Origin of the sequence: Alteromonas genovensis, from assembly GCF_010500895.1 — a bacterium.
GTDB classification, from domain to species: Bacteria; Pseudomonadota; Gammaproteobacteria; order Enterobacterales; family Alteromonadaceae; genus Alteromonas; species Alteromonas genovensis.
The window spans coordinates 1-26,305 of record NZ_JAAAWO010000006.1; the positions used below are offsets into that span (position 1 = coordinate 1).

Here is a 26,305-nt window from a genome sequence, read left to right on the forward strand (position 1 = left end):
AAGCACAACGTGCTCTGAATTTGAGACCAAGGAAGTGCCTTGGTTACAAACAACCTGAAGTTGTATTTAATCAATTACGCGGAGCGGCCTAATTTAGTGAGTGGTGCACTTCGAACTTGAATTCGCGATTAAATAAAATCAAATTAAAAGTTTGCCCTCCCACTTGATGAATTGGGTCCGTTGGACTCAATTCATTTTTTTACTTCCTCGCTGTTATATCTTCTTATTGTTATCGGCTGAAACAAAGCTGGCTTACCGCTGGGTTCCTTAGGTTACGTAAATGCCATAGGTTCGATTGCTGTAAGTGCTAATTAAATTAGGCTTTCGAGCATGCGTTGTGCTAGCTCAGCTATCCGTATATTTTGTTCCATTGCCGCAGATTGCAACTTTTTGTAAGCCTGGCTCTCGCTTAGCTTTCCCTGCTGCATCAATAGCAACTTTACTCTATCAATCGCTTTTTGCTCATTAAGGGCTTGTTTGGCCCCATTTAGCTCGTTAGCAATATCCTGAATATGTTGCGCTTGTTGACGAATTAAGTCGTAAAACGATTTGTGTGCAGAAAGTGATGTTGAGGTAATCCCCATCTCACTATGAGTGCCTTCCATTGAAAGTCCTTTAACGGTTTTATCGTAAATCATCGAAATAGGTGTATCGCCAGTTGGAGGGCTACTGTTTAAAGAAGCAATCAACAGTTCGTTGTTGCGCAGTTCCTCCTCGGCTTGAGCAATTCTAAGTGTCGCTTTTTCTATCAGCCTATCGGTAATGTGTTCCTCTATGTCTTGCATCGCGTCAATTCGCAAAGTGGCTATGTCATACCAAATTTCGCTGAGCTCAGCGGTGCAAGTGTCTGTCTCGCCAAGCTCGCAAATCATTTTGCGTAGTCGACTCAGGTGCTGGGCGTGGTCACTTTCTAATTGTTGCTGCCACATAGAGAGTTCTGTGTCATCGGCAAATTTACTAAACGTCTCAAACAAGTGATTTTGTGAGTCTGTCAGTGCTGTAATTCGATCGCACAAAGATTGCTGGAAGTGGCTCGAAGAGAACCCAATTGCGCCACAAGCGCGCTCTTGTCCCGCATACTCTTTACCTTGAATAAAATTAAATAGCGCTACTAAAAGTCGAGTAATAGCAGGATCGTTTGCAACGTCGGCGGCTTCAAAAATCACATCAATCAACGCGGCAATTAGGCGGCAAAATGCATTGGTCGATTCGGTTGGTGTTAGTTGTTGCAGAGCCACTTTGCTGCGCAAATCCTTAAGGTTGTCCATACCTTGCAACGCAAATGTAATGGTAGTAACCAATCGCATGGTAAGTCCATTATCAGAATTAGATAGGTATAAAGCGTTAAGCAAGCTACGAAGTGTTTTCTCACTCATCTCACTTGCGGTTTCTTGTTGTGCCCTTTGAGTGGCAAAACGTTCGCCTCGAGAACATAGAAATACATTGCTCATACCGCGCTCGCGCTGCAGTTGATGAATCATCTCCGTTACCGCTTTCACTATTTTGCAATTTGATGATAAGTGTCGCAGTGCCTGTATTTCTTGATGCTTGGCTAATAAAAAAAACCGCTTTGTGATATCGCTATGATGGCCCATCGTGAAGTATCCAGAAAAGAGATACATAGGATAAGCAAATGTTGTTCCCTTCAATCAAACTGCAAGGGATTCACATCGATATACCCGATGTAAGCAGCTGGGCGCCACTATTTACTATCTTGCTTAAAAATAATGGACTGATCACAAAAGCACGCAAACGGATTGCACTACATCATGCTCCAAATTAGTGCACTTTTTCTCGAGACAGGTGCAAACGATGGGGGGTATATCGAACACGGTTATTCTTACCATTAAGTAATTATTTGTTATAGAAGAGAATTTCATTTAAAGTTTTGCGCCTCAATATTGGCATCAATATTGTTTTACTTTTTATGAACAATGCAGATTGTTTAAGAACAATATTCGGATAAAGGCGTCCGCAACTTATTTTTTTAGGAAATAAGAGCGGGCGCTTTTTTGTGCCTGAAATTTAGGTAAAGAATGTTTCTAAGGAATTAATATCAATAGAAAAGGTGATCAAACATGGCGTATTTACTTCCTTCTGAATTTGCAACCAAGATGGTTGATGCTGGCGAATCCAAAATATATATGTCTACTCGCGACACATTAATTCGCGCTTTTATGGCGGGGGCCATTTTGGCGTTGGCCGCGGTTTTTGCAATAACCATCGCGGTTCAAACAGGGGTGTTTTTAATTGGTGCAATACTCTTTCCTGTTGGTTTTTGTATGCTGTACCTCATGGGGTTTGACCTACTTACCGGTGTTTTTGTGCTTACTCCACTAGCCTGGTTGGCAAAACGACCTGGCGTGACATGGCCGCAAATTCTCCGCAATTGGGGCTTAGTGTTTTTAGGGAATTTTGCAGGTGCGCTGAGCGTGGCATTTATGATGTCGTTTGTTTTCACCATGGGTTACAACATTGATGGCGGAGCTATAGCGGCAAAGGTGGCGGGTATCGGAGAGGCGAGAACGCTAGGATATGCAGAGCATGGCGTTGCTGGCTGGTTTTCTATTTTTATTCGCGGCATGTTGTGTAACTGGATGGTATCGCTTGGTGTTGTTGGTGCGATGATATCTACTCACGTAAGCGGTAAAGTGTTGGCTATGTGGATGCCTATCATGCTGTTCTTCTTTATGGGGTTTGAGCATTCAGTGGTCAACATGTTCTTGTTTCCGTTCGGCTTAATTATGGGCGGCGAGTTCTCTGTTATGGATTACTTTATTTGGAATGAAATTCCTACCGCGCTGGGTAATTTAGTGGGAGGCTTAGCGTTTACTGGTTTGACTATTTATTCTACCCATGTGCGTACTGCCCCTAAACGCGTTATTGCTACAGGTGCTAGCAACAAAACGGTGCTTGCAGCAAAAGTGAATGACAAAGTATAAGCCGTGATCACCTTTCGTCATGGTGCCTTTTCGAATAAAGGCACAAAACCGATTAATCAGGACCACCATTGTGTGGTGGTGCCTGATTTTTCGCCATCGGCAAATTTCGATGCTATCGCTGTTGTGTCTGATGGAATAAGTAGTAGTCAGGTTAGTCAGTATGCAAGTAACTTCGCCGTTGAAACGTTCGCTCGTGAATTTTCACGAACAAGCAGTGTGTGGTCTTTGTCGAGGGCGGCACAACATGTACTGCGTACCATAAACACCGAGCTTTACATAAAAAACCAACAAAGCCCTTATTTTGAAAATCTTGATAAAGGCTATGTCTGTACCTTTAGCGCAGTTATTTTGAAAGGACAGTCTGCGGTGTTACTGCATTGTGGTGATAGCAGCATCTATCACGTACACCGCGGTGAAGTAACGCTCTGCACCCGCCAACATCGAGAAGCCGGCGAGAGTAACAATACTTATTTAAGCAATGCCCTCGGTATTCGGCCTAACTTAAGCATTGATATGGCTATCCGAACGCTTGCGCCTAGCGATATATTTGTATTAATGACAGATGGCATAGCGGATACCTTGTCACCAAAAACATGGTACTCAATACATCAGCATAATACGCCTAGTATCGACTTGAGCGCACAGCATATAGCGCAAGCAGCACTGAATGCAGATTGTGATGATAACGTCACTGTAGTGCTGCTTGAGGTACTATCCATTGCTAAGGAAGAGAAAGTACATTATGCCTCAAATGGCTTCCTTCCTTTTTTAGATACACCCAAATCAAACGATGCCATAGACGATTGGACAATACAGCGGCAGTTATATACCAGTGAACGCAGCCTGGTTTTTCTTGCTAAGCATAACCTCCACAATCATCAGGCAGTGTTAAAAATTCCTGCAAAGTCGATGCACGATAACGAAAGCTTTTTAGATGAAATGGTGAAAGAAGAGTGGATTGGTGCGCGGGTACAACATGACAATGTCCTTAAAAATTACACGTCCCCTTTTTTACGACATTACTTTTATATTGCCATGGCGTACACACCTGGAATAAGTTTACGCCAATATCGAGACGACGTTGGTAGTGTCTCTCTTTCTGAGGTTCGAGACTGGAGTGCGCAAATCGTTAGCGCGCTAACGGCACTGCATCGGCAAGACGTGCTTCATCAAGATATTAAACCGGATAACATCATGGTTGATGAAAACGGTAAAATTACACTGGTAGACTTTGGTGCCGCGAGCATAGCGGGTTATCATGTTTCGCAAAGTGATGTGCAGCATGCCGTTCCTGGCGATCTATTGTTCACCGCTCCGGAATACTTTGTAGGGCTGTGGCCTGATGAAAGCGCAGATCAATTTTCTCTAGCAGTGGTTTTATATTTTTTATTAAGTGGCGAGTACCCCTTTAACAGTAACGTTGCCAAGAAGAGCAATTACGCAGGGTTACTTAAATTGCGCTATATCAGCTTGCTACAACGAAACGTTGCTGTCCCTATGTGGGTTGACGAAGCGCTGAAACGGGCTTGTCACCCTAAAGCGTCGAAACGCTATCCGAGCTTGTCTGAATTTCTGTACGACTTAAATCACCCTAATCCGTCTTACCGTAAAAGTTTGCCCCTGATGGAGCAACATCCAGTGCGTGCATGGCAAACCGTGTCTGGCGTATTGCTGGTATTGCTCATCGTTATGTTCGTTGTTCATTATACTTAGCGAGCGGCTCCAGCTACGTAAAGTCAGTGAGTTATTCAGTACTACGCTAATGCACCATAAATTATCTTTTTTGCTTGGTTATGGTGCGATACCACTGGTTTACGTCAAAGCTATACTGCTAAGTCTTTGTAATATAGTGATGAAAAGCATTGGCACTATACTTGTATTATTATTTTCATAGTCTCGACTAGGTACCTAGGTATCATCGAGTAACAACACAATTAATACTGTACTTAATCAGGCAATGAAGCCCGCAACCAGGAATGGTTGCGGGCTTTTTTTTGCTTTAAATAAAGGTGAACGAGATGACGCTTTCCTCACAGCAGCAACAACGCATAGTGATAATTGGCAACGGTATGGTTGGCCATCACTTTGTTGAGCAACTTATTAACAGCAAAGCTGACTATCATATTACCGTGTTAAGTGGAGAGGGCCGCTTAGCTTACGACCGCGTTTATCTATCGTCGTACTTTACGGGTAAAACTGCAGCCGATTTAGCGCTTACCGACGAAAAAACGTATCAGCAGTGGGGTGTAAATGCAGTTACCGGTGCGTGGGTAACTAATATTGATCGTACCCATCAAGTCGTGACAACTAAAGACGGTACTTCATACCCCTACGATAAACTCGTGCTGGCGACAGGTTCTTACCCTTTTGTGCCCCCTATTCCCGGCAACGAGCAGGAACATTGTTTGGTGTATCGCACCATTGAAGATCTTGAATCTATCAGTGCCTCTGCAGCACAAAGTAAAATAGGCGTTGTTGTGGGCGGTGGTTTACTTGGGCTTGAAGCAGCAAACGCGCTTAAATCAGCAGGTCTAGAAACACATGTGGTTGAATTTGCACCACAGTTAATGGCGGTGCAGCTTGATGCAATGGGAGGGGCACTGCTTAAAGATAAAATTGAAGCGCTCGGCGTACAAGTACATACACAAAAAGCCACGGAAGTTATCGAGGCTGGCGAGCAGTGCCGCTACCGAATGAAATTTTCTGATGGTTCACACCTTGAAACCGATATGGTGTTATTTTCTGCAGGTATACGACCTAGTGATCAGCTAGCCCGCGAATTTGATTTAGTAGTAGGTGAACGCGGCGGTATCGTTATCGATAATCAATGTATAACCTCCGATCCTAACGTGTACGCGATTGGTGAATGCGCATTGTGGGAAAATCGTATTTACGGCTTAGTAGCGCCAGGGTACGCCATGGCTCGCGCCGCCGTTGCAAGTCTTACCAACAGTGAGGGCGAATTTGCAGGTGCGGATATGAGCACCAAGCTCAAGCTAATGGGTGTTGAAGTGGGGTCTATTGGCGATGCTCACGGCAAAACTCCAGGGGCGTTGGTATACACCTACCACGACCAACCTGCAGGCGTGTACAAAAAGCTTGTTGTAGATGAAACCAAAACCCAAGTAATAGGTGCGGTGCTCATCGGCGATACCAGCGATTACGATACCTTGTTGCAATATGCCCTAAACAACATTGCGCTGCCCGACGCGCCAGAGGCACTGATATTACCTTCCTCAGGGGAAAAGCCCTTGTTAGGGGCCGATGCCCTTGGCGATAGCGCCACTATTTGTTCATGTCACAACGTATCTAAAGGCGATATTGTCGAGGCTATCGAAAGCGGCAGTTGCTCTTTAGGCGATATAAAGTCGTGCACAAAAGCGAGTACGGGCTGCGGAGGATGTTCGGCATTACTGAAAAACGTTGTCGATGCCGAACTAGAGAAACGGGGCGTAGAAGTATCTAAAGCCATTTGCGAACATTTCAATCACACTCGCCAAGAGCTCTATCACCTTATTCAAGTAGAAAATATTGAGACGTTTGACGAGCTGCTTGAGAAGCATGGTAAAGGGTTGGGCTGCGAAATTTGTAAACCGGCCGCAGCATCGATATTTGCGTCGGTATGGAACGATTATATTCTTCGTCAGGCGCACCAGCCACTTCAAGACACTAACGATACTTATTTGGGCAACATGCAAAAAGACGGCACTTACTCTGTTGTGCCGCGGGTAGCTGGTGGTGAAATTACTCCAGATAAGCTCATTTTATTGGGCGAAGTTGCAAAAGAATACAACCTTTACACCAAAATTACAGGCGGTCAGCGCGTTGACTTATTTGGCGCACGCGTAGAGCAACTCCCTGCAATTTGGCAAAAATTAGTGGCCGGTGGTTTTGAGACCGGACATGCCTATGCGAAGTCGTTACGTACAGTTAAATCTTGTGTGGGCAGCACGTGGTGTAGGTTTGGTGTGCAAGACTCAGTTGGCCAAGCTATCGATTTAGAAAACCGCTATAAGGGCCTACGTGCACCGCATAAAATTAAATTTGGAGTATCGGGATGCACACGTGAATGCGCAGAGGCTCAAGGGAAAGACATTGGCATTATTGCAACGGAAAACGGTTGGAACCTTTACGTCTGCGGTAATGGTGGCATGAAGCCACGCCATGCCGACCTATTCGCCACCGATTTAGATGACGCAACACTGGTGAAATACATCGACCGCGTGCTGATGTTTTACACAAAAACTGCCGATCGGCTTCAGCGCACCTCGGTGTGGATGGAGAACCTTGAAGGTGGGTTGGACTACCTCAAGTCGGTGGTTATCGACGATTCGCTTGGTATTTGTGACGACCTTGAGGCTCAAATGCAACATATTACCGACAGCTATCAGTGCGAATGGAAAACCACCATTGAATCGCCTGAGGCGCTTAAACGGTTCCGCCAGTTTGTAAACAGCGACGAAACCGACTCAAACATTCAGTTTGTTACCGAAAGAGATCAAATTCGTCCTGCCACCAGCGCCGAAAAATACGCAGGTCAACAAGCCATTCCAGTAGATATCATTTAGGAGAAATTTATGCAGGCTCAGGCTGAGGTAGTAACAACGTGGAACGATGTGTGTCATACCGACGATCTTGTCACAAATAGTGGTGTGTGTGTGTTGCTTGAGGGCAAGCAAATCGCTCTTTTTAAAATTCACATAGAAGGCAATACTCAGTATTTCGGTGTTAGTAATTGGGATCCGGTTGGGCAAGCTAATGTTTTGTATCGCGGTATTGTGGGCACTTTACAAGGCAACATTGTAGTGGCATCACCGCTTTACAAAGAGCATTACGTACTTGCCACGGGGAAATGCCTAGAACGGGACGATGTCGGCATACAATCATATGAAATACGGGTAGAGCAAAACCGTGTTTTAGTCGCATCGTTATAGCACATTAGCCAATCAGATTGATTATGACTACAACACCTACACCAACGCCACCCAACCACGCTTGTCAAGACGACAGGTTGCTGCAAACTACCTGTCCGTACTGTGGCGTTGGTTGTGGCGTCGATGTTATTCAGCGTGGTGGCATGCAAGGGCAATTAAGCCAACTTACGGGAAGTCCTGAACACCCTGCAAATTACGGTCGACTGTGTATTAAAGGCACCCACTTATTAGAAACCCTTGATAAGCATAAGCGCTTAACTCAACCTCTTGTTTTTGGTCAAGTAGCGACTTGGGACACGGCAACCAAGGAGATTGCTGGGCGTTTAACACAAATTATTGAGCAGCATGGGCCTGATGCTATTGGATTATATGGTTCGGGTCAGTTACTGACAGAAGATTACTACGTGGCCAATAAGTTGATGAAAGGCTTTATTGGCACGGCTAATATCGATACGAATTCGAGATTGTGTATGTCATCGGCGGTAGTGGCCTATAAGCGCGCCTTTGGCGAAGATATTGTGCCCTGTAACTACGACGATTTAGAGCACACTGACTTACTGATTTTGATAGGCAGTAATGCGGCGTGGACTCACCCCGTGCTTTATCAGCGTATTGAGCGCGCTAAACTTAGAAACCCTGCAATGAAGGTGGTAATTATCGACCCTCGTCGCACCGACAGCAACACGCTAGCAGACTTACATATAGCCCTTCGACCAGGCTCAGACAGTGCCTTATTTTGCGGTTTGCTTAATTTCTTAGCAGACAATAACGCCTTAGATAACCCATTTATTGAGGCATCTACAAATGGGTTTGATGATGCACTAAAAGCAGCGTCATCCTGGTCTCTGGAAGCCGTATCTGAAGCTTGCGATGTGCCACAAGATTATTTAAATACTCTGTACAATTGGTTTGTTGAATTACCGCGCGTCATTAGCTTCTTTTCGATGGGAATTAATCAGTCTACCACTGGTGTTGATAAAGGAAACGCTATTATAAACTGCCACTTAGCCAGTGGGAAAATAGGCCGAGAGGGGTGTGGTCCGTTTTCAATTACCGGCCAACCCAACGCTATGGGCGGGCGAGAAGTAGGTGGTTTATCGACTATGCTAGCGGCGCATATGGATATTGAAGACCCTGAGCATCACCAAACAGTAAGTACGTTTTGGCAGGCGCCAAATTTAATTACCAAACCGGGTTTAAAAGCCGTCGATATGTTTCAGGCTGCTGCCGATGGCAAGCTTAAATGCTTGTGGATAATGGCAACTAACCCCGTTGCAAGCATGCCAAACAGAGCTTTAGTAGAAAAGGCGCTGACCCATTGCGAATTAGTGATTGTGTCTGAGACTGCGGCTAAAAATGATACGCTGCGCTTTGCTGATATTGTATTGCCCGCCACGGGGTGGTCAGAGAAAAACGGCACCGTAACTAATTCTGAGCGACGCATCTCCAGGCAGCGCGGTTTGCTAGCCCCTATTGGCGAGGCAAAACACGACTGGCAAATCATCAGCATGGTGGCGCGCGCTATGGGGTTTGAAGATGCCTTTAATTATCATCATCCTCAGCAAATATTTAATGAGCACTGCGCGCTAACCTCTGCAAATAACAATGGCGCTCGTGCGCTTGATTTAGGTCCACTAGCTACGCTAACGATAGCTGAGTATGACGCATTACGGCCCCAACAATGGCCTCTTGAATCTGCACATCGCATAGGCCGTGAACGATTATTTGCAAATGGTGAGTATTACACCAAAGACGGTAAAGCCCGTTTTATAGCTATAACGCCTCAAAAGCCTGAACAAAAAACCTGCACGCAGTACCCTTATATTCTTAATACAGGGCGAGTGCGCGATCAGTGGCATACCATGACGCGCACTGGCAACGCGTCGCGTTTGCTTAAACATATCGATCGACCCTGGCTTAGCATTCATCCAGATGACGCAAAACGAAAAGGTATTAGCGATGGTTCGCTAGTAGCGCTCCATGCGGCTTGCAGTGGTGATATCAAGGTTATATTGCCTGCTAAACTTGACGATAGGCAGCGAAAGGGCGAGCTGTTTGCCCCTTTTCATTGGTCGGCTACATGGGGATCGCATTGCAAAGTGGGTGCGCTTCTTAACGGGGCAAACGATGCGCTATCGGGCCAGCCTGAGTTGAAACACGGCGCGGTCAGCGCTACCCCTTTTGATGCCGCCACATTGGGAGTTTTGTTTGGCGAAAGCGCGCTCATCGATGTTATAAAAACGTCATGCTATTACTGGCTTGATACTACCTCGGGCAGTATATCGTGCACCCAAATCGCCGACATAGTTCCCCCAATGCAGCTGTTAAATAATGTTGTACCGCTGTTACCACACAATACCCAGTGGTATACCTTTCAATGTGCAAATCAATGTTCATTAGTCGCCACACAGAAAGGAAAAGTGGTGTTGAGTATCATGCTCAATGCATCTTCATTGTCTATACCTACCGATTGGCTAGAAAGTATGTTCAATAGTGACGATGCGCTAACGCAGGCACAAATAAACAGCCTATTGCATCAGCAACCCGACGAAGCTTTTATGCTAGGTAAGATTGTGTGCAGTTGCTTCAGCGTGCGCGAAAAAACCATTACTACAGCGATTGAACAGGGCACTAACAGTGTAAGCGGGTTAGGTACTGCACTTAAATGTGGAACTAACTGCGGTTCATGTAAAACGGAGTTGGCTTCATTACTTTCTGCTAATCACAAAGCCAGTACATTACCTAAACCGAACAATGATGACACATCGGCCAATACGCCGGTGACAGAGGAAACCCTATTATGAACGCTCGATTACATGCCTTCTCTGGTGCTTTGCATAGCGCCTTATTTCGTATTCAAAGCGCGTTTATCAATCGCGATACGGGCATTGATACTACTACGCCTTCTGCTATACACAGCAATAGAAAACACAGGGGCGAGGTGTTTATCGTTGGTGCCGGACCCGGTGACGCCGAGCTTTTAACCCTTAAAGCACACCGCCTTTTACAAACCGCTGATGTGGTACTGTTTGATTGGTTGGTTAGCCAGTCAGTATTAGACTGTATACCACGTCATATAAGTAAAGAGTTTGTGGGTAAGCGGTGCGGTAAACACAGCATGCCACAAACTATGATTTGTCAGCGCTTGGTTGAACTAGGCCTTGAAGGCAAGCGAGTGGTACGACTAAAAGGAGGCGACCCTGCCATTTTTGCGCGTACTAGTGAAGAAACAATGGCGCTTCACAGTGCAGGCATAAAGTTTGCCATTGTGCCGGGCATTACGGCGGCCTCTGGCGCTTCTGCCTATACGGGTATTCCCCTTACCGATAGACGATTTGCCCAGTCGGTAAAATTTATGACCGCGCAATTTCAAAACCCAGAAAAGCAGGCCGATTGGACTGCTATTGCTAACAGTGCAAAACATGAAACAACTGTTATTTACATGGGGCTTAAACGGTTACAGCAACTTTCTGAAAAGCTTATCGACGAAGGTATTGATAGTGGATTACCTGTTGCGGTAATAGAAAATGCATGTTGCCCTGAACAGCAGGTGGTAACGGGGACAATAACAACGATTTACCAACGAGTTCTTGATGCGGTAGTAGCCGGTCCTGCACTGGTGATTATTGGTGAGGTGGTAACCGCGCGACAACCGGTGTCGGCAGAATTAATGAACGAGAGCACAATAAGTCAGTAGAGATATTTATAGCTGGAAGTTGAATGAACTGACTTAGAGAAAAGAAAAGCAACGGATGATTATTGTGCAGCAAATGCACTAAATTCAGTCAAACCAATGAGTGTAAAAAGAGGTGCACAATCTAAGTGTTTGAAAAATATATCTTTATATTTTTGGCACTAAACGTGAATAGTACAAAGTAGGTGGTAGTATTAAAAGTGTTTAATTCACTTTTCGCACACACAGAAAGCTCCGCCATAATGCTTGTTTTTTATTAGGGCGAGCTTTTAAACAAAATTTAGTGTTTTGTTACTTCATCTTAGTAACGAAACATTCGGCAACGAAGCCTACCCGCTATTGATAACACGGTTATCCATAGCGGGTGGGTTTTTTTTTGGCTAAAGGAAAGTAAATGTTATCAATTATTGTAAATAGAAAACGCAGAAAACCAGCCGGTGCACTCTCTTTAGTAGCTGCATTATTTTCAGTATCGCTGTTGGCATCGGTTACTACTGTGAACGCGCAAGAACTTGGATGGCCAGAAAAAGAAGAGCTTAAATTCGGATTTATTAAGTTGACTGATATGGCACCACTGGCAGTAGCTTACGAGAAAGGATACTTCGAAGACGAAGGGCTGTATGTCACATTGGAAGCGCAAGCAAACTGGAAGGTCCTGTTAGACAGAGTAATAGATGGTCAGCTTGATGGCGCGCATATGTTAGCCGGGCAACCACTAGGCGCCACTATTGGTTATGGTACGCAGTCTCATATTGTTACTGCTTTTAGCATGGACTTAAACGGCAACGGCATTACTGTGTCGAACGATGTGTGGGCTGATATGAAAAAGGCGATTCCTCATGAAGATGGAAAGCCGGTTCACCCTATTAAAGCTGATTACCTAAAACCCGTTGTAGACAGTTATAAAGAAGCGGGCAAACCTTTTAAAATGGGTATGGTGTTTCCGGTTTCTACGCACAATTACGAACTTCGTTATTGGTTAGCGGCAGGAGGAATTCATCCCGGTTATTACGCACCGCATAAAGGAGATACCTCAGGTCAAATCGATGCCCAAGCACTTCTATCTGTAACACCACCACCTCAGATGCCTGCCACAATGGAAGCTGGCACAATTAATGGGTACTGCGTGGGCGAACCATGGAATCAGCAGGCGGTATTTAAAGACATCGGTGTGCCGGTGATCACCGACTATGAAATCTGGAAAAACAACCCAGAAAAAGTATTCGGTGTAAGCAGTCAGTGGGCAGAAGAAAACCCAAACACTCACATTCGCGTGGTAAAGGCGATGATCCGTGCTGCTATGTGGCTTGATGCCAATAATAACGCCAACAGGCCGGAAGCCGTAAAAATGCTTGCGAAAAGTAGCTATGTAGGTGCCGACGAAGAAGTTATCGCCAACAGTATGACCGGCACTTTCGAATATGAAAAAGGCGATAAGCGAGACATACCCGACTTCAACGTATTTTTCCGTCATAACGCTACGTATCCCTACTATAGCGATGCTATCTGGTATCTCACACAAATGCGTCGCTGGGGCCAAATTTCTGAGCCTAAATCTGATAACTGGTATTTAGAGACGGCCAAAAATGTCTACCGACCTGATATCTACACCAGGGCTGCAAAAGCGCTTATCAAGGATGGCTTAGCAAAAGCGTCAGACTTTCCCGACTTTGCCTCTGAGACTGGTTTTAAACCGCCGCAAACTGAATTTATCGATAATGTGACGTTTGATGGAACGAAGCCAAATGGATATCTCGAGCAATTTTCAATTGGACTTAAAGGTGACACGGTACTTTAACCGTGTTGACCTATACACAAAGAGGCATAACCATGAGTAAATCGGTACAGGCAATAAGCCAAATTGGCCAGCTAGACGGCAAAAGCAAGATAACTCAACTTGTTTCAATGCTACCTAAATTGCTCATGCCATTGGTCGGTATACTGTTATTTTTAGCCGTTTGGAATGGTGTTTCAAAATCTATTGATACGTCGTTAGGGCAATTTCCAGGGCCTGCACAGGTATGGGAACAGAGTATTGTGCTTGTTAGCGAGCACAACACGCAGCGAGAGAAAGCCGAAGCCTTCTATGAACGTCAAGAGGTACGAAATGCCAAGCGTTTGGCGCAAGACGAAAGCTACGTGCCTAAAATTCGCGAGTTTACCGGTGCTCCAACCTTTTTTGACCAAATTTGGACTAGCTTGTACACGGTCATGGTGGGCTTTTTTATTGCTAGCGTAATAGCAGTGCCGGCAGGTATTTTGTGCGGACTCAGTAAGTCTGCTTATGCTGCGATGAATCCGCTCATTCAAATATTTAAACCTGTTTCTCCCTTGGCCTGGCTGCCGTTGGTAACGATGGTAGTTAGTGCCCTTTATGTTAGCAACGACCCCATGTTTTCAAAATCGTTTATCACCTCGGCAGTCACCGTGTCTTTGTGTTGCTTATGGCCAACGTTGGTCAATACGGCGGTAGGTGTATCCAATATCGATTCAGACCTAGTTAACGTGAGTAAAGTATTGCGATTAACACCTTTAAAACATGTACAAAAAATTGTGTTGCCGGCTTCTATTCCCATGATATTCACAGGTCTACGTTTGTCCCTAGGCATCGGTTGGATGGTGCTTATCGCTGCTGAAATGCTGGCTCAAAACCCTGGATTGGGTAAGTTTGTATGGGATGAATTTCAAAATGGTAGCTCTGAGTCGTTAGCCAGAATTATGGTGGCAGTTATTACCATCGGTATTATTGGCTTCATGCTCGATCGTTTGATGTTAGCCGTTCAGCGCTTCGCAAGCTGGGATAAAAACTCGGTGTTGCGATAATTAAGCAACGCTTATAAGAGGAATAAACTATGCAAAACAGACATTTAGAGCTATCACAAGTAGGTATTGATTTTCCCACGCCCAAAGGGCCTTTTACCGCCCTTACCGACGTAAATCTGAAAATAAAGAAGGGGGAATTTATTTCGCTAATTGGTCATTCAGGCTGCGGTAAGTCGACAGTATTAAATATTGTTGCAGGCCTACATCAAGCTACGAATGGTGGTGTTATTTTAGATGGCTGCGAGGTAAAAGAGCCCGGTCCAGAACGCGCTGTCGTGTTTCAAAATCATTCGCTACTGCCGTGGCTATCTGTGTATAAAAACGTGGAACTCGCGGTTAAACAAACGCAGAAGGGTAAATCGAAAAAGGATACTCGCGATTGGATTTTGCATAACCTTGAACTCGTTCATATGACCCATGCACTTGATAAGCTACCGTCAGAGATTTCGGGCGGTATGAAGCAACGGGTAGGCATTGCTCGAGCCCTAGCCATGGAACCAAAAGTATTGCTGATGGACGAGCCTTTTGGCGCGTTAGATGCACTCACCCGCGCGCACTTACAAGACTCATTAATGGATATTCATGCCGAACTTGGTAACACGGTTATTATGATCACACATGATGTGGATGAGGCGGTGTTACTGTCAGACCGCATCGTAATGATGACAAATGGGCCATCGGCTACTATTGGTGAAGTTCTTGAGGTCAATCTACCTCGCCCTCGAGACCGTTTAGTACTGGCGGATAACCCAGAATACAATCATTACCGGCATGAGGTGCTTACCTTTTTGTACGAAAAGCAAAAAAAAGTTGAGCCAGTTTCAAACTATAAAAAAACAAAGCAAAAGAACGCGTCAAAAGATAGCGACGCTGCATAGCACTTAAATACAACAAACAATAAAAACAATAGGTTAGCTCGACTCTCTGAGACCGAGTCAGGTTTTCTCACACAAAATTTAGGAACTCACTATGAAAATGGCAGCAAAAATAAGTACACGGGCGATACTCTCAATTGGCATCGCAATGGCGTTAGCGCCGATTGCTCAAGCGGCCGATTGGTACGAGGCGCTATCAGACATCAAAGCAAGCGCAGACTTTTACTTACGTTATGAGGGCGCCTCTCAAGATAATGCGCTAAGCGATGCTAATGCACTAACGCTGCGTACTTTTGCCGGTATTGAATCGGGTGAGTACAATGGCTTTTCATTTAAAGTAGAAATGGAAGACAGCAGAATAGTGCTGGGCCAAGGTGACTATACCGTGGGGCCAACAGGTTATAATGTTGGTGAATATTCTGTGATTGCAGACCCCGAAACTACTGAGCTTGATCAAGCCTATATTCAATACAGAAGCGACAATATAAAGATAAAGGCAGGGCGGCAAGTTATCGCACTAGACACTCACCGCTTTATTGGTAGCGTTGCATGGCGTCAAGACCGTCAAACCTTTGATGGCATATCGGTAAATTATAAAGTGAGCGATAACATCAACGCCTTTTATGCTTATGTTAATCAGCGCAATCGTATTTTTGCAGAAGCCGCAGATTTTGATTCAAAGGATCATTTTCTAAATGTAAGTTATAGCAACAATATAGGTAAATTAACGGCCTATGCGTATTTACTCGAAATAGACAATGATACCGACAACGCGTTAGATACCTACGGGATCCGCTATGCCGGCTCTTATTCAACTGACTCTGCTAAATGGTTGTATACCGCAGAAGTTGCTAAGCAAAGCTCTGAAAATGCGACTAACGACTTCGATGCCAACTATCTATTATTAGAAGCCGGCGCGGTAGTGTCAGGTGTAACCGCAAAGCTGGGCTACGAAGTACTAGGCTCTGATAATGGTAACTATGGGTTTGCGACTCCCTTAGCGACTTTACATAAATTCAACGGTTGGTCAGATCAATTTTTAGGCACACCTGCACAAGGGTTAAAAGACTTGTCGGCAACTATTTCAGCTAAATTCGCAGGCGGTAAATGGACGGCAATTTATCATCAGTTCGATGCCGATGAGGCATCGTTAGCTATTGATGATTTAGGCAGCGAAATCAACCTTTTATACACTACTAAAGTTGCCGAAAGATTTAACTTAGGCGTGAAGTACGCAAACTATTCAGCAGATGACTTTAGCGTAGATACCGACCGAGTATGGGTGTGGGTTTCAACTAAGTTTTGAGGATTACGTATTCGCTATGCCGGTAGTAACGGATGACAAAAATTTAGCTATATCGCAGGCGCAGCAATGCACTGGCTTTATACTGGCTGGTGGGCGTTCTTCGAGAATGGGTAAAGACAAGGCAACGGTCACCGTTGCCGGACGTAGCATGCTGCAAACGGCCCACGATCTAATGAGCCATACGCAAGTACACCACCATGTTGTAGTGGGTGGTCGTTTTGCTGATGTTCATGAAAATACTCAAGGTTTAGGGCCTGGTCGCGCTATTTGTGAGTTAGTAACGCACTCATATTCGCATTGTCTTGAAAGCGAGGACTATTTAGCGCAAACCCAAGCTATAAAGGGGTATGCTTTATTCATTCCCGTCGATATGCCTTTTTTACAGCCCAACACCGTAACTACGCTCATCAAACTATCACAACAACATCAACGTGCTTATTTTTATGAGCAATATTACTTACCGTTGGTGGTACCAATAACGTTCAGCAACGCAATAATACTGAGTGAACTAGTCATGCAAAAGCCTTCACCGTCGGTGCGCAATGTTATAGATGCTGTTAATGCTAGCGCCGCAAAATACAGAGGCGATGAAAAAGAATTTGCCAATATAAATAGTCCAGCGGAATTAGCTGAAGTGCTAATACCTGTAAGTTAAACATGTTCTTGTAGGTATGTTGACTTAAGCGTTATCGCCTTTTTAAGAGTTGGGTCTAAAAAAAGACGTTGCATTTCTTACCTCCTAAGCATCGTTCACCAGCCATTTAATAACGTTACCAATAGCGAAGGTAGAGTGATAGTTAGAGCAAATGGTATAGCCACGGCCTGGCGACGTTAAGCTTGGGCCAAGTGGAATGAGCTTTCCTTCTTCAATAAACGAGGTGATTAAGCCTTTCCAGCCAAGGCATAAACCTTGCCCAGCCACAGCGGCCTCAACAATTAATGGAAAATTGTTATAACGAAACACAATAGGGTTGGTGGAAGGCTTTAGTTTTACGCCCTTCGACCAGCTTTTCCAATTAGGCCAGCGAGGGTCATCAACATCCTTGTGAAGCAAGGGTATATTGCTCAAATCAGTCAGGTTTTGCCCAGCTTTTAGGCCCAGCTTGTCGGCAAGCTCAGGCGAGCACACTGGAAACACCTCTTCCTCAATCATCATATGTTCGTATTCATACTTACCCGCCAAGCTTGAATAGTGAAAAACAATGTCTGCTTGGGAAGCGAGAAGATCAGATAAGCTATTTGTTGGCTGAATTTCAAATAGGTAATCGGGAAAGGCTTGCTGCAAACGCTGCAGCCGTGGCATTAACCAATGAAACGCAAACCCAAAATAGGCGCTAATAGAAATTTTGGTTCTGAAATCATTAAAGTCAGTTTTTGCGCTATCGGTGGCCCGCTGAATTGTGGCAAGGGCCTTTTCTATTTCATTATAGTATTTCATGCCGGCCATGGTGGGAGAGGTAGGCTTGTGTTCCCTATTAACTAACACACCGCCAAGTACCTCTTCCAATGCCCGTATTCGCTGCGACACTAGGGGCTGGCTTATGCCTAATTCTTCAGCAGCAAGGGTCATCGAGCCGTGCTTTACTGTAGCATCAAACGCAATAAGGCTATTTAATGTTGGTGGTTCGTTGCGCTGTTTCATAATGAATTTGCATGTTTCCTATAAGTCGTAGCTACTGTGTTGCTAGGTAGTTTTGCTTGATACTCGCAGCCTGACATTTCACAGAGGAAAAATCAAAAGTGCAACAGGTGCAAACACTCAATTACCGCATAGATGAACAACAAGCTCGCGTACTGGCCTTTATTGATGGCAAAGAAATTTCATTACCCGCGCTGTGGCTAAGAGAGCGTTGTCAGGATACGGAAAACGTGGATAAGACAACCAAACATCGCCTGTTCGATCCGCATCAGCTAGATACAAATTTAGCACTCACACGGGTGGAAAAGAGAAGTGAGCTGTGCGCCAGCTTAACTTTCAGCGATGGGTACAGTGGCGAGTACGACCTCAGCGAGTTTAACGCCGATTTCGATCATCTTGATGGCGCTCCAGCCCCTCGCCCTTGGAAAAGCGATATCGATAAGTCGGTTTTCCATGTGGACTATCATTCGCTGCATTCAGATAAAGGGCTTATTGCAGGTATTGAACAGTTTCTCACCTATGGCGTGATCATTGTTGATAACGTGCCGCAGAATCTTGAGGCCACCATTGAGGTTGCCGAAATTTTTGGCCACGTTAGAGAAACCAATTTTGGTAAATCTTTTGAAGTTTATTCGCGCCCTAATTCAAGTGACTTAGCGTATCGCTCGGTGCCACTTGGGCCGCACACCGACAACCCATATCGCGACCCAATGCCAGGAATTCAACTACTGCATTGCTTACAAAACCAGGCGGGTGAGGGCTTATCAACGCTGGTGGACAGTTTATCTGTATTAGAGCAGCTAAAGAAAGAGCAGCCAGAGGGCTACAAAATGCTTAGCGAAGTGCCGGTGCGTTTTCGTCATTTCGATAGTGAAGTCGATTTGGTTGAACGGCGCACCATTATTGAATCTGATGCGACCGGAAAAGTAACCGGCATTGCCTACAGCCCGCGTTTAGACAACTTACCGTTGTTGAGCGATGACGACCTTATTACGTTTCACAATGCCCGTAAGCGCTTAGGTCAGCTGCTGAGTTCGCCAGAGTTTGAATGGAAATTCTGTTTGCAGCCAGGTCAGCTGCAGATGTTTCACAATACCCGCGTGTTACACGGCAGAACAGGTTTCGATCCAAACAAAGGTTTGCGTCACCTGCACGGCGCTTATATCGACTACGATGCACCGAAAGGGCGTTATAAGTTGTTAAAGCAAAAAATGAGTGGTCAATAAGGGGAGCAGTATGGAAACCGTAGCATTCAAACAAATGAAAGACGGCACAAAAGAAGAGTTCCAATTTCTTGATAAGCACGAAGATGACTTTGCCAAAGGGCTGCCAGATAGAATTTTAAAGGCGCTAGCGCAATTAGAGCATACGCTCTCTGGCTATCAGGTGTCGCGATTAGAGCACTCGCTGCAATCGGCTACACGAGCAGAAGAAGACGGGGCAGATGATGAGATGATCCTTGCTGCCCTTATTCACGATTTAGGCGATGATTTAGCGCCGCACAATCACTCTCAGTTTGCGGCATCTATTTTACGTCCTTACGTGCGCCCTGAAGTGACGTGGGTCATTAATCAGCACGGCTTGTTTCAAAATTTCTATTACGCCCATCATTTAGGTGGCGACAGAAATGAACGTGACTATTTAAAAGACCACCCGTGGTATCAGTCGTGCGTCGATTTTTGTGAGAAATGGGATCAGGCGTCTTTTGACCCAGATTATCCCACCAAGCCACTGTCGCATTTCGAGCCTTTAGTTCGTCGTATTTTTACTCGCACTGCATTCGACCCACAATATGTTGGCAATCAAACCATGGGAAAAAGCGCGGTAGATATAGCAATGTCTGGGGTAGAGCAATCATAGCGTTTGTGTGGCTACTCTGTAATTTAGGTTTTTGTAGACACGATGCGTAAATACTAAAGCGTCGGCGTTGGCCCCGTATCTCTATGAGCACTTCTTAGGGGCTAGCGCTAACATTTGCTACAACGTACTTATCAACGAGGCGCTATAAACGAGCGGCGGGCTCGTTAAAGTAGTTGCAAACACCTAACAGCAGCCCCTCTACAAACGGCTCTAATCCGTCCCGTGTAGAGTAATAATGAATAGTAATACTGTCGTCATCATTTTTAGTGCAGAGAAACGATGGTGGCACTAGCTCTTTGAGCTGTGCAGAAATCACTTGATGCATGTTGTTCAAATTAGATAGAAATTCAAATGCACCGCCAGACACAAGGGCATACATAGAGCGGTAACTACCTTGAGAGGTCTCTTTCACCCAATCCTCATCCATCTGACGTAAAAACGTTGCTGCATCAACATTTAAATGAGTTACACAGGCACCCACCACGTTAAAGGTTACGTCATCGCTGTAAGGCTGCATTTCAATGAACGACTATTCATAGTCTTCAAGAGACTGATTAATGTCTTTCCAGTCCTACTCGCTGTAGCGGTTTATTACCGTGGTAGATATGAATTTGTTTACCATGCCGTACATAAAAAACTCCCACACATTCCTCTTACAAAACATAGCACAACACTCAAAAAAAGAGCGTAATTCAACAGTAGCGTTTTTATATCTATAGATAATGCTGCTTGTGCTAGTTCCTGTGTGTTAGCTAAGTTAGCGAGGTAAGCAAGAAACTATTGTTAGTCTTACCAAACAATGGTGTTATACATTTTATTGCTGATTATTGTTGAAAATGAGGTTTCTGCTGTGAGTGATTTTTTAACACCTATTATATTGCTTGCACAGCTATCTTCTTTGAGACGGGAGCACTAGTATAAATTCCATTGTTTCACTGCGAATGAGTGAAGCTTTAAGGCGCTGAAAAACAGAGAGAAAGGAATGTCTACACTATCTATTTTATTGTTTACAGCGGGGTTGGCCGTGGCGCAATCAAGCGTTGCTGAAACTCCTTCTTACGCAACGGTTACTTCACCCGCTACAGCTACTCTCACTTCAACATCTGCATGCGAAAAAGCCGATTTAGTGCTGCATAATACTACTATCTATACAGCAAATGATTCACAGTGGAAGGCGCAAGCGGTAGCGAGCTTAGCTAATAAAATAGTGTTCGTAGGCTCAAACGAAGCGGCCAAAAAGTATATGTGCGGCAACGCTAATGTTATCGATATGGCAGGTAAAACGGTATTTGCAGGCTTTACCGACAGTCACCAACATTTAGAAGGCGTGGGTAAACGTACCAAAACCTTAAGCTTATTCGGGTTGCCCACGCTAAAACAAACCGTAAAAGAAATAGAAAATTGGGCAAGCAGCGTACCTGACAATAATTGGGTATTAGGTCGCGGGTGGATAGAGCGCGAATGGACCGATGAACAGCGTTTTTTAAGTCGTCATGATGTAGATGGTTTTACCGCAAATAAGCCATTATTTATGCCTCGGGCCGACGGTGTGTCTGCGCTGGTAAACAGCAAAGCGTTGGAATTAGCTGGCGTAACTCGCCACACGCCAGACCCTGAAGGCGGCAAATTTGAGCGCGACGAGTCAGGCGAGCTAACGGGCTACGTGCTTGCCAACGCCATGAATGTATTTCGCGATATTATTCCTAAAGACACCGATGCCTATTTAAAAGACAACTTATTAAGAGGGTTACAGGCCAATGTGGCTATGGGCTGGACACAAACCCAAGACGCCGGCATGCCGTATCGCTTAGTCGATTTAATGCAGCAAATTCATCAACAAGGCGACATGTTGCATAGAGTGTACGCGTCAATTCCCGTGTTACAGGCCGAGCAGCTATTCACAAGGGGGCGTGAAAAAACCGCCGATGATATGTTTGATGTAAGAGGCATCAAGGTATTTATCGACGGCACACTGGGCTCGCGAGGTGCTGCACTATTAGAAAACTATTCTGATGCACCGCACAACGGGTTTATGAACCGCATTACTCAAGAGGCCCTAGTGCCCATATTGCACAAAGCACTGCAACATGGCGCGCAAGTACAAACCCACGTTATTGGCGATAGAGCGGTACGCTCGCTGCTAAATTGGTACGAAGAGGCGTATAACACAGTGCCTAAAGAAGAGTGGGCACAGCAAGATTTGCGCTGGCGTATGGAGCACGCTCAAGTAATAACGCCACGCGATCAGCAGCGGTTTGTAGATTTAAACGTTATTCCCTCAATGCAGCCTAGTCACGGCAGTGGCGATTTAAACTTTGCTGGGGCTAGATTAGGCCAAGCACGGCTTGCCTATGCTTATCCATGGAAGTCGTTAGTTGATAAAGGCTTAAAAGTGGTAGCAGGCTCAGACGCACCGGTAGAAGTAGGCGACCCGCGTATAGAGTTTTACGCAGCCGTTGCCCGAAAGCGACTGGATGGTACCTCGGGCGAAGGTTGGCACCCAGAACAGGCGGTATCAAGAGAGACCGCCCTTAAAATGCTGACTATTTGGCCTGCCTACGGCGCATTTCAAGAGCATCTGCGCGGCTCAATAGAGGTGGGTAAATACGCCGATTTTACAATATTTAATCGCGACATTATGACTGTACCCGAGCAAGATATATTAACCGCTGAAAATGTGATGACGGTCGTTAATGGGCAGGTGGTATACAGGCGAGAGAACTAACTCTCACTGCTGCTAAAGCGCAGTAAAACCACCTTCTATCATCAACTGATGACCCAACAAAAACGACGATTGATTAGAGCTTAAGTACATTACGCCGTTGGCGATATCCTGCGCTTCGCCTAGACGGCCAATGGGGTGCGCACGTGTTGCTAGCTGAGCAGTTTTAGGATCTTTTTCAAAAGCTCGTGTTGTCATGTCAGTATTAATAACACCGGGGCATACAGAGTTCACGCGAATGCCTTTTCTGCCATACTCTACGGCGGCGGTTTTCGTTAAACCAACTACAGCGTGCTTTGTAGCGCCATATATTCCCATTTTAGGCGCCGATACCACTCCGCCTATAGAGGCGGTATTCACAATTACGCCGCCACCTTGCTTCATCATTTGTGCAATTTCGTATTTCAAACAAAGCCATACGCCTTTGACGTTGACCGCCATTAGCTTATCGAACATATCTTCTTCGGCGTCTGCTAGGTAGGTGTGATCTAAGTCGATACCTGCATTGTTAAAGGCAATGTCTAAACAGCCATAATGCGCTACTACCACATCAACCATGGCTTTGACATCTGCAGACTTAGAAACGTCTGTTTTAATAACTATTGCCTCGCCACCAAGAGAATGCACCTCTTCAGCTACCGCTTGCGCTCCTGCTTCGTCTATATCAGCAATAGCCACTTTGGCCTTATTTTTGGCGTATTCTAAAATAGTGGTGCGGCCAATACCAAAGCTACCGCCGGTGACTAATGCTACTTTGCCCTCTAAATCTTGATACATATTTTGTCCTTATAAAACATTACTTAATACGAATTAACCCTTCTTGTGCGACCGACGCCACCAGCTCTCCAGATTGTGTGAAAATGCTTCCTCGGTTAAGACCACGACCATTGCCCGACCAAGGCGTATCCATTAAATAGAGTAACCACTGGTCGGTTTTAATGTCATTGGCGTGGAACCATACGGTATGGTCTATGCTGGCAGTGGCTACATTCTCATCCATCCACAACATGCCGTGTGGACGGCCACTTGTACTTAGTAATGTTAAGTCGGTAGCGTAAGCCAAAATCGCCCGATGCAGCGAGGCCGTATTTGGCAGCGTTTCTTTTGCTTTAAACCAGGTAGCCTGACTCAGTTTTTTATCGCTTCTTAGAAAGTGGGCTTCTTCGTTGATGGGCCTCACCTCAATAGAGCGATACCGGTTAAGCATGGAATACACATGCTCTGGTAATGAGACTTTATGTTTTTCAGCCAATGCATTTTCGTTAAGCAGATTATCGGGTGGAGGAATATCAGCTGGCATGTCAATTTGATGTTGATATCCATCGCTTTCACCTTGAAACGAGGCGATTAAATTAAAAATTGGCTTGTTGTTTTGCAGGGCAACTACTCTGCGGTTGCTAAAATTGCGGCCGTCTAGGTCGCGATGTACTTTGTACGTTATATCGTGATCGCAGTCACCCGGACGGATAAAGTAGTTATGGCAAGAGTGCACAAGCTTGTCGGCGGACACGGTTTTCGATGCAGCCATTAATGCCTGAGCTAATACTTGGCCGCCAAATACTCGGCCCGTAGACGACGCTAATCTATGCCCTAAAAACTCATCATTTTCTGATGCATCAACATCTAACACCTTTACATCTAGCAGTTCGGTTAACCAATACGTTGCCGGCAGTTCCTTCATATTGTTCCTTTATCGCGAGCTAGTCACAGCGATTTAGATATAGCGATTGGTGGCATGACCAACGGCTTGTATTCACCTAATAGACATCATGCGTCAGCGCCAATCTGCACCTAAATACCTTATTAACTATAAAGTGAAACGCCTTTTATTTGTGGCTATTTTTGAGGAATTTCCATCATAAATTTGATTACTCAACTATAAGTTAATCAGAAGCTATTGAGCTTAGGTGTTCAGCAAAAATCGATAGCCCCTTACATTCCCAGCGTCTGGCAATTGCGGTATCAGTTTTTAAGCAGCGCCCCATGACTCTTTTGAATCTAAAACGGATTTACCGTATAGCCCTCTTGCTGCAGCAAAGCATGAGCAGTCATGGCTGATAATTGAATCTCTACACCCTCAATCAGATGACCGCTTTCTAAAGCTTTTGAAGCGGCGCTCTGACCACATAAAATGACGCGCACATTGTTCTCTAAAAGTGCTTTTAGTAGCGGTTTATTAGGGTTTGGTGTGTCGTACTTTTCTTGATAAGACACATCATTTAATAAATCAAAAACTGCATTTCCGTGCACAACAAGCGCAAGGTGTATGTTTTCTTTTTTCACACCCGCAGCAACATGCATGTTAATAAAGCGCGCTAGGCTATCAAACTTTCGGTTTACCACGCCTTCACCGCCGGTGCTAGCAACGTCAAATGCAACAGTAAACCTACTGTTTTCAGGCAAAGAGTGAGAGGGAACCGGCGCGCTTTTTCCAAACCCTGATATGGCTGTTCCCTCTTTAAATGTGGACATCTGAGCATTAACAGCAGAGTGAAAGCTAAAGAGAGCGACTAAACAACAAGCCATCAGGTTTACGTTTTTTATTTTTAACATGGTGAGTACCTTTTTAAAGAGTTATCTATTCATCTTTTGCTTTGCTTATGCCGTTGTTGGTTTCAACCAATGTTGCGCTAGCATGCCTACAACCATTGCGACGATAAATAGTAGCACGTCTGATTGAAGTGAGGCGGCAGCGACAACAACGGGGCCTGGACAAAAACCGCTTATACCCCAACCAATACCAAAACATGCAGACCCTAAAACCAACTTAGTATCGATAGTGGTACTTGTGGGAATGTCGAACTTATCAGCAAACAATGGTTTGCTTCTTTTGCGTACCCAATAAATACAAGGCGCTGCCACTGCTATGGCGCCGCCCATTACAAAGGCCAAGGTGGCGTCCCAATTCGAGCTAAAATCAAGAAAGTTAAGTACGCGAGCAGGGTTGCTCATGCCCGAAATAATAAGTCCGAAACCGAACAAAAGGCCGCTAAATAATGAGGCTATAATGACTTTCATGAATGAATTCCTCCGTTTATAAGACGTGTCTTATAATGTTTGTGGTAACAACAGCCGCAGCCATAAAGGTGAGTGTGGCCACTATTGAGCGTGGCGATAACCGAGAAAGACCCGTTACACCGTGACCAGAGGTGCATCCGCTGCCAAGGCGGGTTCCAAACCCTACTAGCAGCCCCGCTATTATCATCCAGCCAGAACCCAACTGAGTCTGTACTTCAAAGCCGCCTAAAAACACCTTATAAATTATCGCAGCTAACAACATTCCAATTAAAAATGCTAACCGCCAATATTGTTCAGATCCCCTTTGAGTTAGCGCGCCAGCAGCAATTCCTGATATGCCGGCAATGCGACCAAGAGTGAGCAATAGCAATACCACTGATAGCCCAATAAGAATGCCTCCTGTTAAGCCGCTCAGAGGCTCAAAAGGGGTAGTGATCCAGTTTTCCAATTATCTCTCCTTTCCTGCTGTACCAAAAATAAGTTGATGCATCT

The 26,305-nt window shown here is 45.1% G+C and carries 22 protein-coding genes and 2 pseudogenes; 16 read left to right on the plus strand and 8 right to left on the minus strand.

Annotation, left to right across the window (positions count from 1 at the left end; all coding sequences use genetic code 11):
- Nucleotides 1-311 precede the first annotated feature (311 nt).
- Nucleotides 312-1,649 carry a nitrate regulatory protein gene (locus tag GTQ48_RS09520; RefSeq protein WP_163106482.1) on the minus strand — a complete coding sequence of 446 codons (1,338 nt, stop codon included), beginning with the start codon at nucleotides 1,647-1,649 and terminating at the stop codon, nucleotides 312-314.
- A gap of 429 nt (nucleotides 1,650-2,078) precedes the next feature.
- Between GTQ48_RS09520 and GTQ48_RS09525 the strand changes: the two genes are divergently transcribed.
- The 13 genes and pseudogenes from GTQ48_RS09525 to mobA all read left to right on the plus strand — a co-directional run bounded on the left by GTQ48_RS09525 (nucleotide 2,079) and on the right by mobA (nucleotide 17,229).
- Nucleotides 2,079-2,942, plus strand: coding sequence for a formate/nitrite transporter family protein (locus tag GTQ48_RS09525; RefSeq protein ID WP_100970827.1), 864 nt, complete (start codon nucleotides 2,079-2,081; stop codon nucleotides 2,940-2,942).
- A gap of 3 nt (nucleotides 2,943-2,945) precedes the next feature.
- Complete coding sequence (locus GTQ48_RS17900; RefSeq protein WP_163106483.1) at nucleotides 2,946-4,655, plus strand: protein kinase domain-containing protein; 1,710 nt, start codon at nucleotides 2,946-2,948, stop codon at nucleotides 4,653-4,655.
- Nucleotides 4,656-4,960: 305 nt separating this feature from the next.
- Entirely contained in the window at nucleotides 4,961-7,510 is a 2,550-nt protein-coding gene (nirB, locus tag GTQ48_RS09535; protein ID WP_163106484.1) for a nitrite reductase large subunit NirB, read from the plus strand.
- 9 nt (nucleotides 7,511-7,519) lie between these two features.
- Nucleotides 7,520-7,876, plus strand: a complete 357-nt coding sequence (nirD, locus tag GTQ48_RS09540; protein ID WP_163106485.1) for a nitrite reductase small subunit NirD — start codon at nucleotides 7,520-7,522, stop codon at nucleotides 7,874-7,876.
- 23 nt (nucleotides 7,877-7,899) lie between these two features.
- Nucleotides 7,900-9,381, plus strand: a pseudogene (locus GTQ48_RS17925) (molybdopterin-dependent oxidoreductase); the annotation flags it as partial.
- Nucleotides 9,382-9,708: 327 nt separating this feature from the next.
- A pseudogene (locus tag GTQ48_RS17930) lies at nucleotides 9,709-10,023 on the plus strand (molybdopterin dinucleotide binding domain-containing protein); the annotation flags it as partial.
- A 411-nt stretch (nucleotides 10,024-10,434) separates the two neighbouring features.
- The gene (locus GTQ48_RS17935; protein ID WP_420837602.1) at nucleotides 10,435-10,680 is read left to right on the plus strand and encodes a (2Fe-2S)-binding protein; all 246 of its coding nucleotides are present in this window, start codon (nucleotides 10,435-10,437) and stop codon (nucleotides 10,678-10,680) included.
- The gene (gene cobA / locus GTQ48_RS09550) at nucleotides 10,677-11,573 is read left to right on the plus strand and encodes a uroporphyrinogen-III C-methyltransferase (RefSeq protein ID WP_163106487.1); all 897 of its coding nucleotides are present in this window, start codon (nucleotides 10,677-10,679) and stop codon (nucleotides 11,571-11,573) included. The genes GTQ48_RS17935 and cobA overlap by 4 nt, the downstream gene beginning before the upstream one ends.
- Before the next feature lie 391 nt (nucleotides 11,574-11,964).
- Nucleotides 11,965-13,368 (plus strand): CmpA/NrtA family ABC transporter substrate-binding protein, encoded by a 1,404-nt coding sequence (locus tag GTQ48_RS09555; protein ID WP_071978472.1) that lies wholly within the window; start codon nucleotides 11,965-11,967, stop codon nucleotides 13,366-13,368.
- A 107-nt stretch (nucleotides 13,369-13,475) separates the two neighbouring features.
- Nucleotides 13,476-14,393 carry an ABC transporter permease gene (locus tag GTQ48_RS09560; protein WP_232230626.1) on the plus strand — a complete coding sequence of 306 codons (918 nt, stop codon included), beginning with the start codon at nucleotides 13,476-13,478 and terminating at the stop codon, nucleotides 14,391-14,393.
- A gap of 29 nt (nucleotides 14,394-14,422) precedes the next feature.
- A complete protein-coding gene (locus tag GTQ48_RS09565; protein ID WP_163106488.1) occupies nucleotides 14,423-15,271 on the plus strand; it encodes an ABC transporter ATP-binding protein in 849 nt (282 codons plus the stop codon).
- Between the two features lie 91 nt (nucleotides 15,272-15,362).
- Entirely contained in the window at nucleotides 15,363-16,574 is a 1,212-nt protein-coding gene (locus GTQ48_RS09570) for an alginate export family protein (protein ID WP_420837601.1), read from the plus strand.
- 16 nt (nucleotides 16,575-16,590) lie between these two features.
- Entirely contained in the window at nucleotides 16,591-17,229 is a 639-nt protein-coding gene (gene mobA / locus GTQ48_RS09575; protein ID WP_163106489.1) for a molybdenum cofactor guanylyltransferase, read from the plus strand.
- An 84-nt stretch (nucleotides 17,230-17,313) separates the two neighbouring features.
- On the opposite strand, the gene GTQ48_RS09580 is transcribed toward mobA, so the two are convergent.
- Complete coding sequence (locus GTQ48_RS09580) at nucleotides 17,314-18,216, minus strand: LysR substrate-binding domain-containing protein (protein ID WP_163106490.1); 903 nt, start codon at nucleotides 18,214-18,216, stop codon at nucleotides 17,314-17,316.
- 98 nt (nucleotides 18,217-18,314) lie between these two features.
- Here GTQ48_RS09580 and GTQ48_RS09585 point away from each other — a divergent pair, with 98 nt between their 5' ends.
- Together GTQ48_RS09585 and GTQ48_RS09590 are read left to right on the plus strand one after the other, a co-directional pair.
- Nucleotides 18,315-19,439, plus strand: coding sequence for a TauD/TfdA family dioxygenase (locus GTQ48_RS09585; protein WP_338023306.1), 1,125 nt, complete (start codon nucleotides 18,315-18,317; stop codon nucleotides 19,437-19,439).
- A 10-nt stretch (nucleotides 19,440-19,449) separates the two neighbouring features.
- Nucleotides 19,450-20,073, plus strand: a complete 624-nt coding sequence (locus tag GTQ48_RS09590; protein WP_163106491.1) for an HD domain-containing protein — start codon at nucleotides 19,450-19,452, stop codon at nucleotides 20,071-20,073.
- A 142-nt stretch (nucleotides 20,074-20,215) separates the two neighbouring features.
- On the opposite strand, the gene GTQ48_RS09595 is transcribed toward GTQ48_RS09590, so the two are convergent.
- Nucleotides 20,216-20,590, minus strand: a complete 375-nt coding sequence (locus GTQ48_RS09595; RefSeq protein ID WP_163106492.1) for a heme NO-binding domain-containing protein — start codon at nucleotides 20,588-20,590, stop codon at nucleotides 20,216-20,218.
- Between the two features lie 465 nt (nucleotides 20,591-21,055).
- Between GTQ48_RS09595 and GTQ48_RS09600 the strand changes: the two genes are divergently transcribed.
- Nucleotides 21,056-22,798, plus strand: coding sequence for an amidohydrolase (locus GTQ48_RS09600; RefSeq protein ID WP_163106493.1), 1,743 nt, complete (start codon nucleotides 21,056-21,058; stop codon nucleotides 22,796-22,798).
- A 12-nt stretch (nucleotides 22,799-22,810) separates the two neighbouring features.
- Here the strand turns inward: GTQ48_RS09600 and GTQ48_RS09605 are convergent, their stop codons facing one another.
- The 5 genes from GTQ48_RS09605 to GTQ48_RS09625 form a co-directional block, all read right to left on the minus strand.
- Nucleotides 22,811-23,572 carry an SDR family oxidoreductase gene (locus tag GTQ48_RS09605; protein ID WP_163106494.1) on the minus strand — a complete coding sequence of 254 codons (762 nt, stop codon included), beginning with the start codon at nucleotides 23,570-23,572 and terminating at the stop codon, nucleotides 22,811-22,813.
- 19 nt (nucleotides 23,573-23,591) lie between these two features.
- A complete protein-coding gene (locus GTQ48_RS09610) occupies nucleotides 23,592-24,476 on the minus strand; it encodes an acyl-CoA thioesterase (protein WP_163106495.1) in 885 nt (294 codons plus the stop codon).
- A 317-nt stretch (nucleotides 24,477-24,793) separates the two neighbouring features.
- Nucleotides 24,794-25,348 (minus strand): DsrE family protein, encoded by a 555-nt coding sequence (locus GTQ48_RS09615; protein ID WP_239060068.1) that lies wholly within the window; start codon nucleotides 25,346-25,348, stop codon nucleotides 24,794-24,796.
- Between the two features lie 45 nt (nucleotides 25,349-25,393).
- A complete protein-coding gene (locus tag GTQ48_RS09620; RefSeq protein ID WP_163106496.1) occupies nucleotides 25,394-25,813 on the minus strand; it encodes a YeeE/YedE family protein in 420 nt (139 codons plus the stop codon).
- Nucleotides 25,814-25,829: 16 nt separating this feature from the next.
- Nucleotides 25,830-26,261 (minus strand): YeeE/YedE family protein, encoded by a 432-nt coding sequence (locus GTQ48_RS09625; protein WP_163106497.1) that lies wholly within the window; start codon nucleotides 26,259-26,261, stop codon nucleotides 25,830-25,832.
- Nucleotides 26,262-26,305 lie beyond the last annotated feature (44 nt).

Excerpts from the sequence above, each read along its gene's own strand:
- GTQ48_RS09525 (WP_100970827.1), top strand. The coding sequence starts at position 2,079 with ATGGCGTATTTACTTCCTTCTGAATTTGCAACCAAGATGGTTGATGCT.
- nirB (WP_163106484.1), top strand. The coding sequence starts at position 4,961 with ATGACGCTTTCCTCACAGCAGCAACAACGCATAGTGATAATTGGCAAC.
- nirD (WP_163106485.1), top strand. The coding sequence starts at position 7,520 with ATGCAGGCTCAGGCTGAGGTAGTAACAACGTGGAACGATGTGTGTCAT.
- GTQ48_RS17935 (WP_420837602.1), top strand. The coding sequence starts at position 10,435 with ATGCTAGGTAAGATTGTGTGCAGTTGCTTCAGCGTGCGCGAAAAAACC.
- cobA (WP_163106487.1), top strand. The coding sequence starts at position 10,677 with ATGAACGCTCGATTACATGCCTTCTCTGGTGCTTTGCATAGCGCCTTA.
- GTQ48_RS09555 (WP_071978472.1), top strand. The coding sequence starts at position 11,965 with ATGTTATCAATTATTGTAAATAGAAAACGCAGAAAACCAGCCGGTGCA.
- GTQ48_RS09560 (WP_232230626.1), top strand. The coding sequence starts at position 13,476 with ATGCTACCTAAATTGCTCATGCCATTGGTCGGTATACTGTTATTTTTA.
- GTQ48_RS09565 (WP_163106488.1), top strand. The coding sequence starts at position 14,423 with ATGCAAAACAGACATTTAGAGCTATCACAAGTAGGTATTGATTTTCCC.
- GTQ48_RS09570 (WP_420837601.1), top strand. The coding sequence starts at position 15,363 with ATGAAAATGGCAGCAAAAATAAGTACACGGGCGATACTCTCAATTGGC.
- mobA (WP_163106489.1), top strand. The coding sequence starts at position 16,591 with ATGCCGGTAGTAACGGATGACAAAAATTTAGCTATATCGCAGGCGCAG.
- GTQ48_RS09580 (WP_163106490.1), bottom strand. The coding sequence starts at position 18,216 with ATGAAACAGCGCAACGAACCACCAACATTAAATAGCCTTATTGCGTTT.
- GTQ48_RS09590 (WP_163106491.1), top strand. The coding sequence starts at position 19,450 with ATGGAAACCGTAGCATTCAAACAAATGAAAGACGGCACAAAAGAAGAG.
- GTQ48_RS09595 (WP_163106492.1), bottom strand. The coding sequence starts at position 20,590 with ATGCAGCCTTACAGCGATGACGTAACCTTTAACGTGGTGGGTGCCTGT.
- GTQ48_RS09600 (WP_163106493.1), top strand. The coding sequence starts at position 21,056 with ATGTCTACACTATCTATTTTATTGTTTACAGCGGGGTTGGCCGTGGCG.
- GTQ48_RS09605 (WP_163106494.1), bottom strand. The coding sequence starts at position 23,572 with ATGTATCAAGATTTAGAGGGCAAAGTAGCATTAGTCACCGGCGGTAGC.
- GTQ48_RS09610 (WP_163106495.1), bottom strand. The coding sequence starts at position 24,476 with ATGAAGGAACTGCCGGCAACGTATTGGTTAACCGAACTGCTAGATGTA.
- GTQ48_RS09615 (WP_239060068.1), bottom strand. The coding sequence starts at position 25,348 with ATGTTAAAAATAAAAAACGTAAACCTGATGGCTTGTTGTTTAGTCGCT.
- GTQ48_RS09620 (WP_163106496.1), bottom strand. The coding sequence starts at position 25,813 with ATGAAAGTCATTATAGCCTCATTATTTAGCGGCCTTTTGTTCGGTTTC.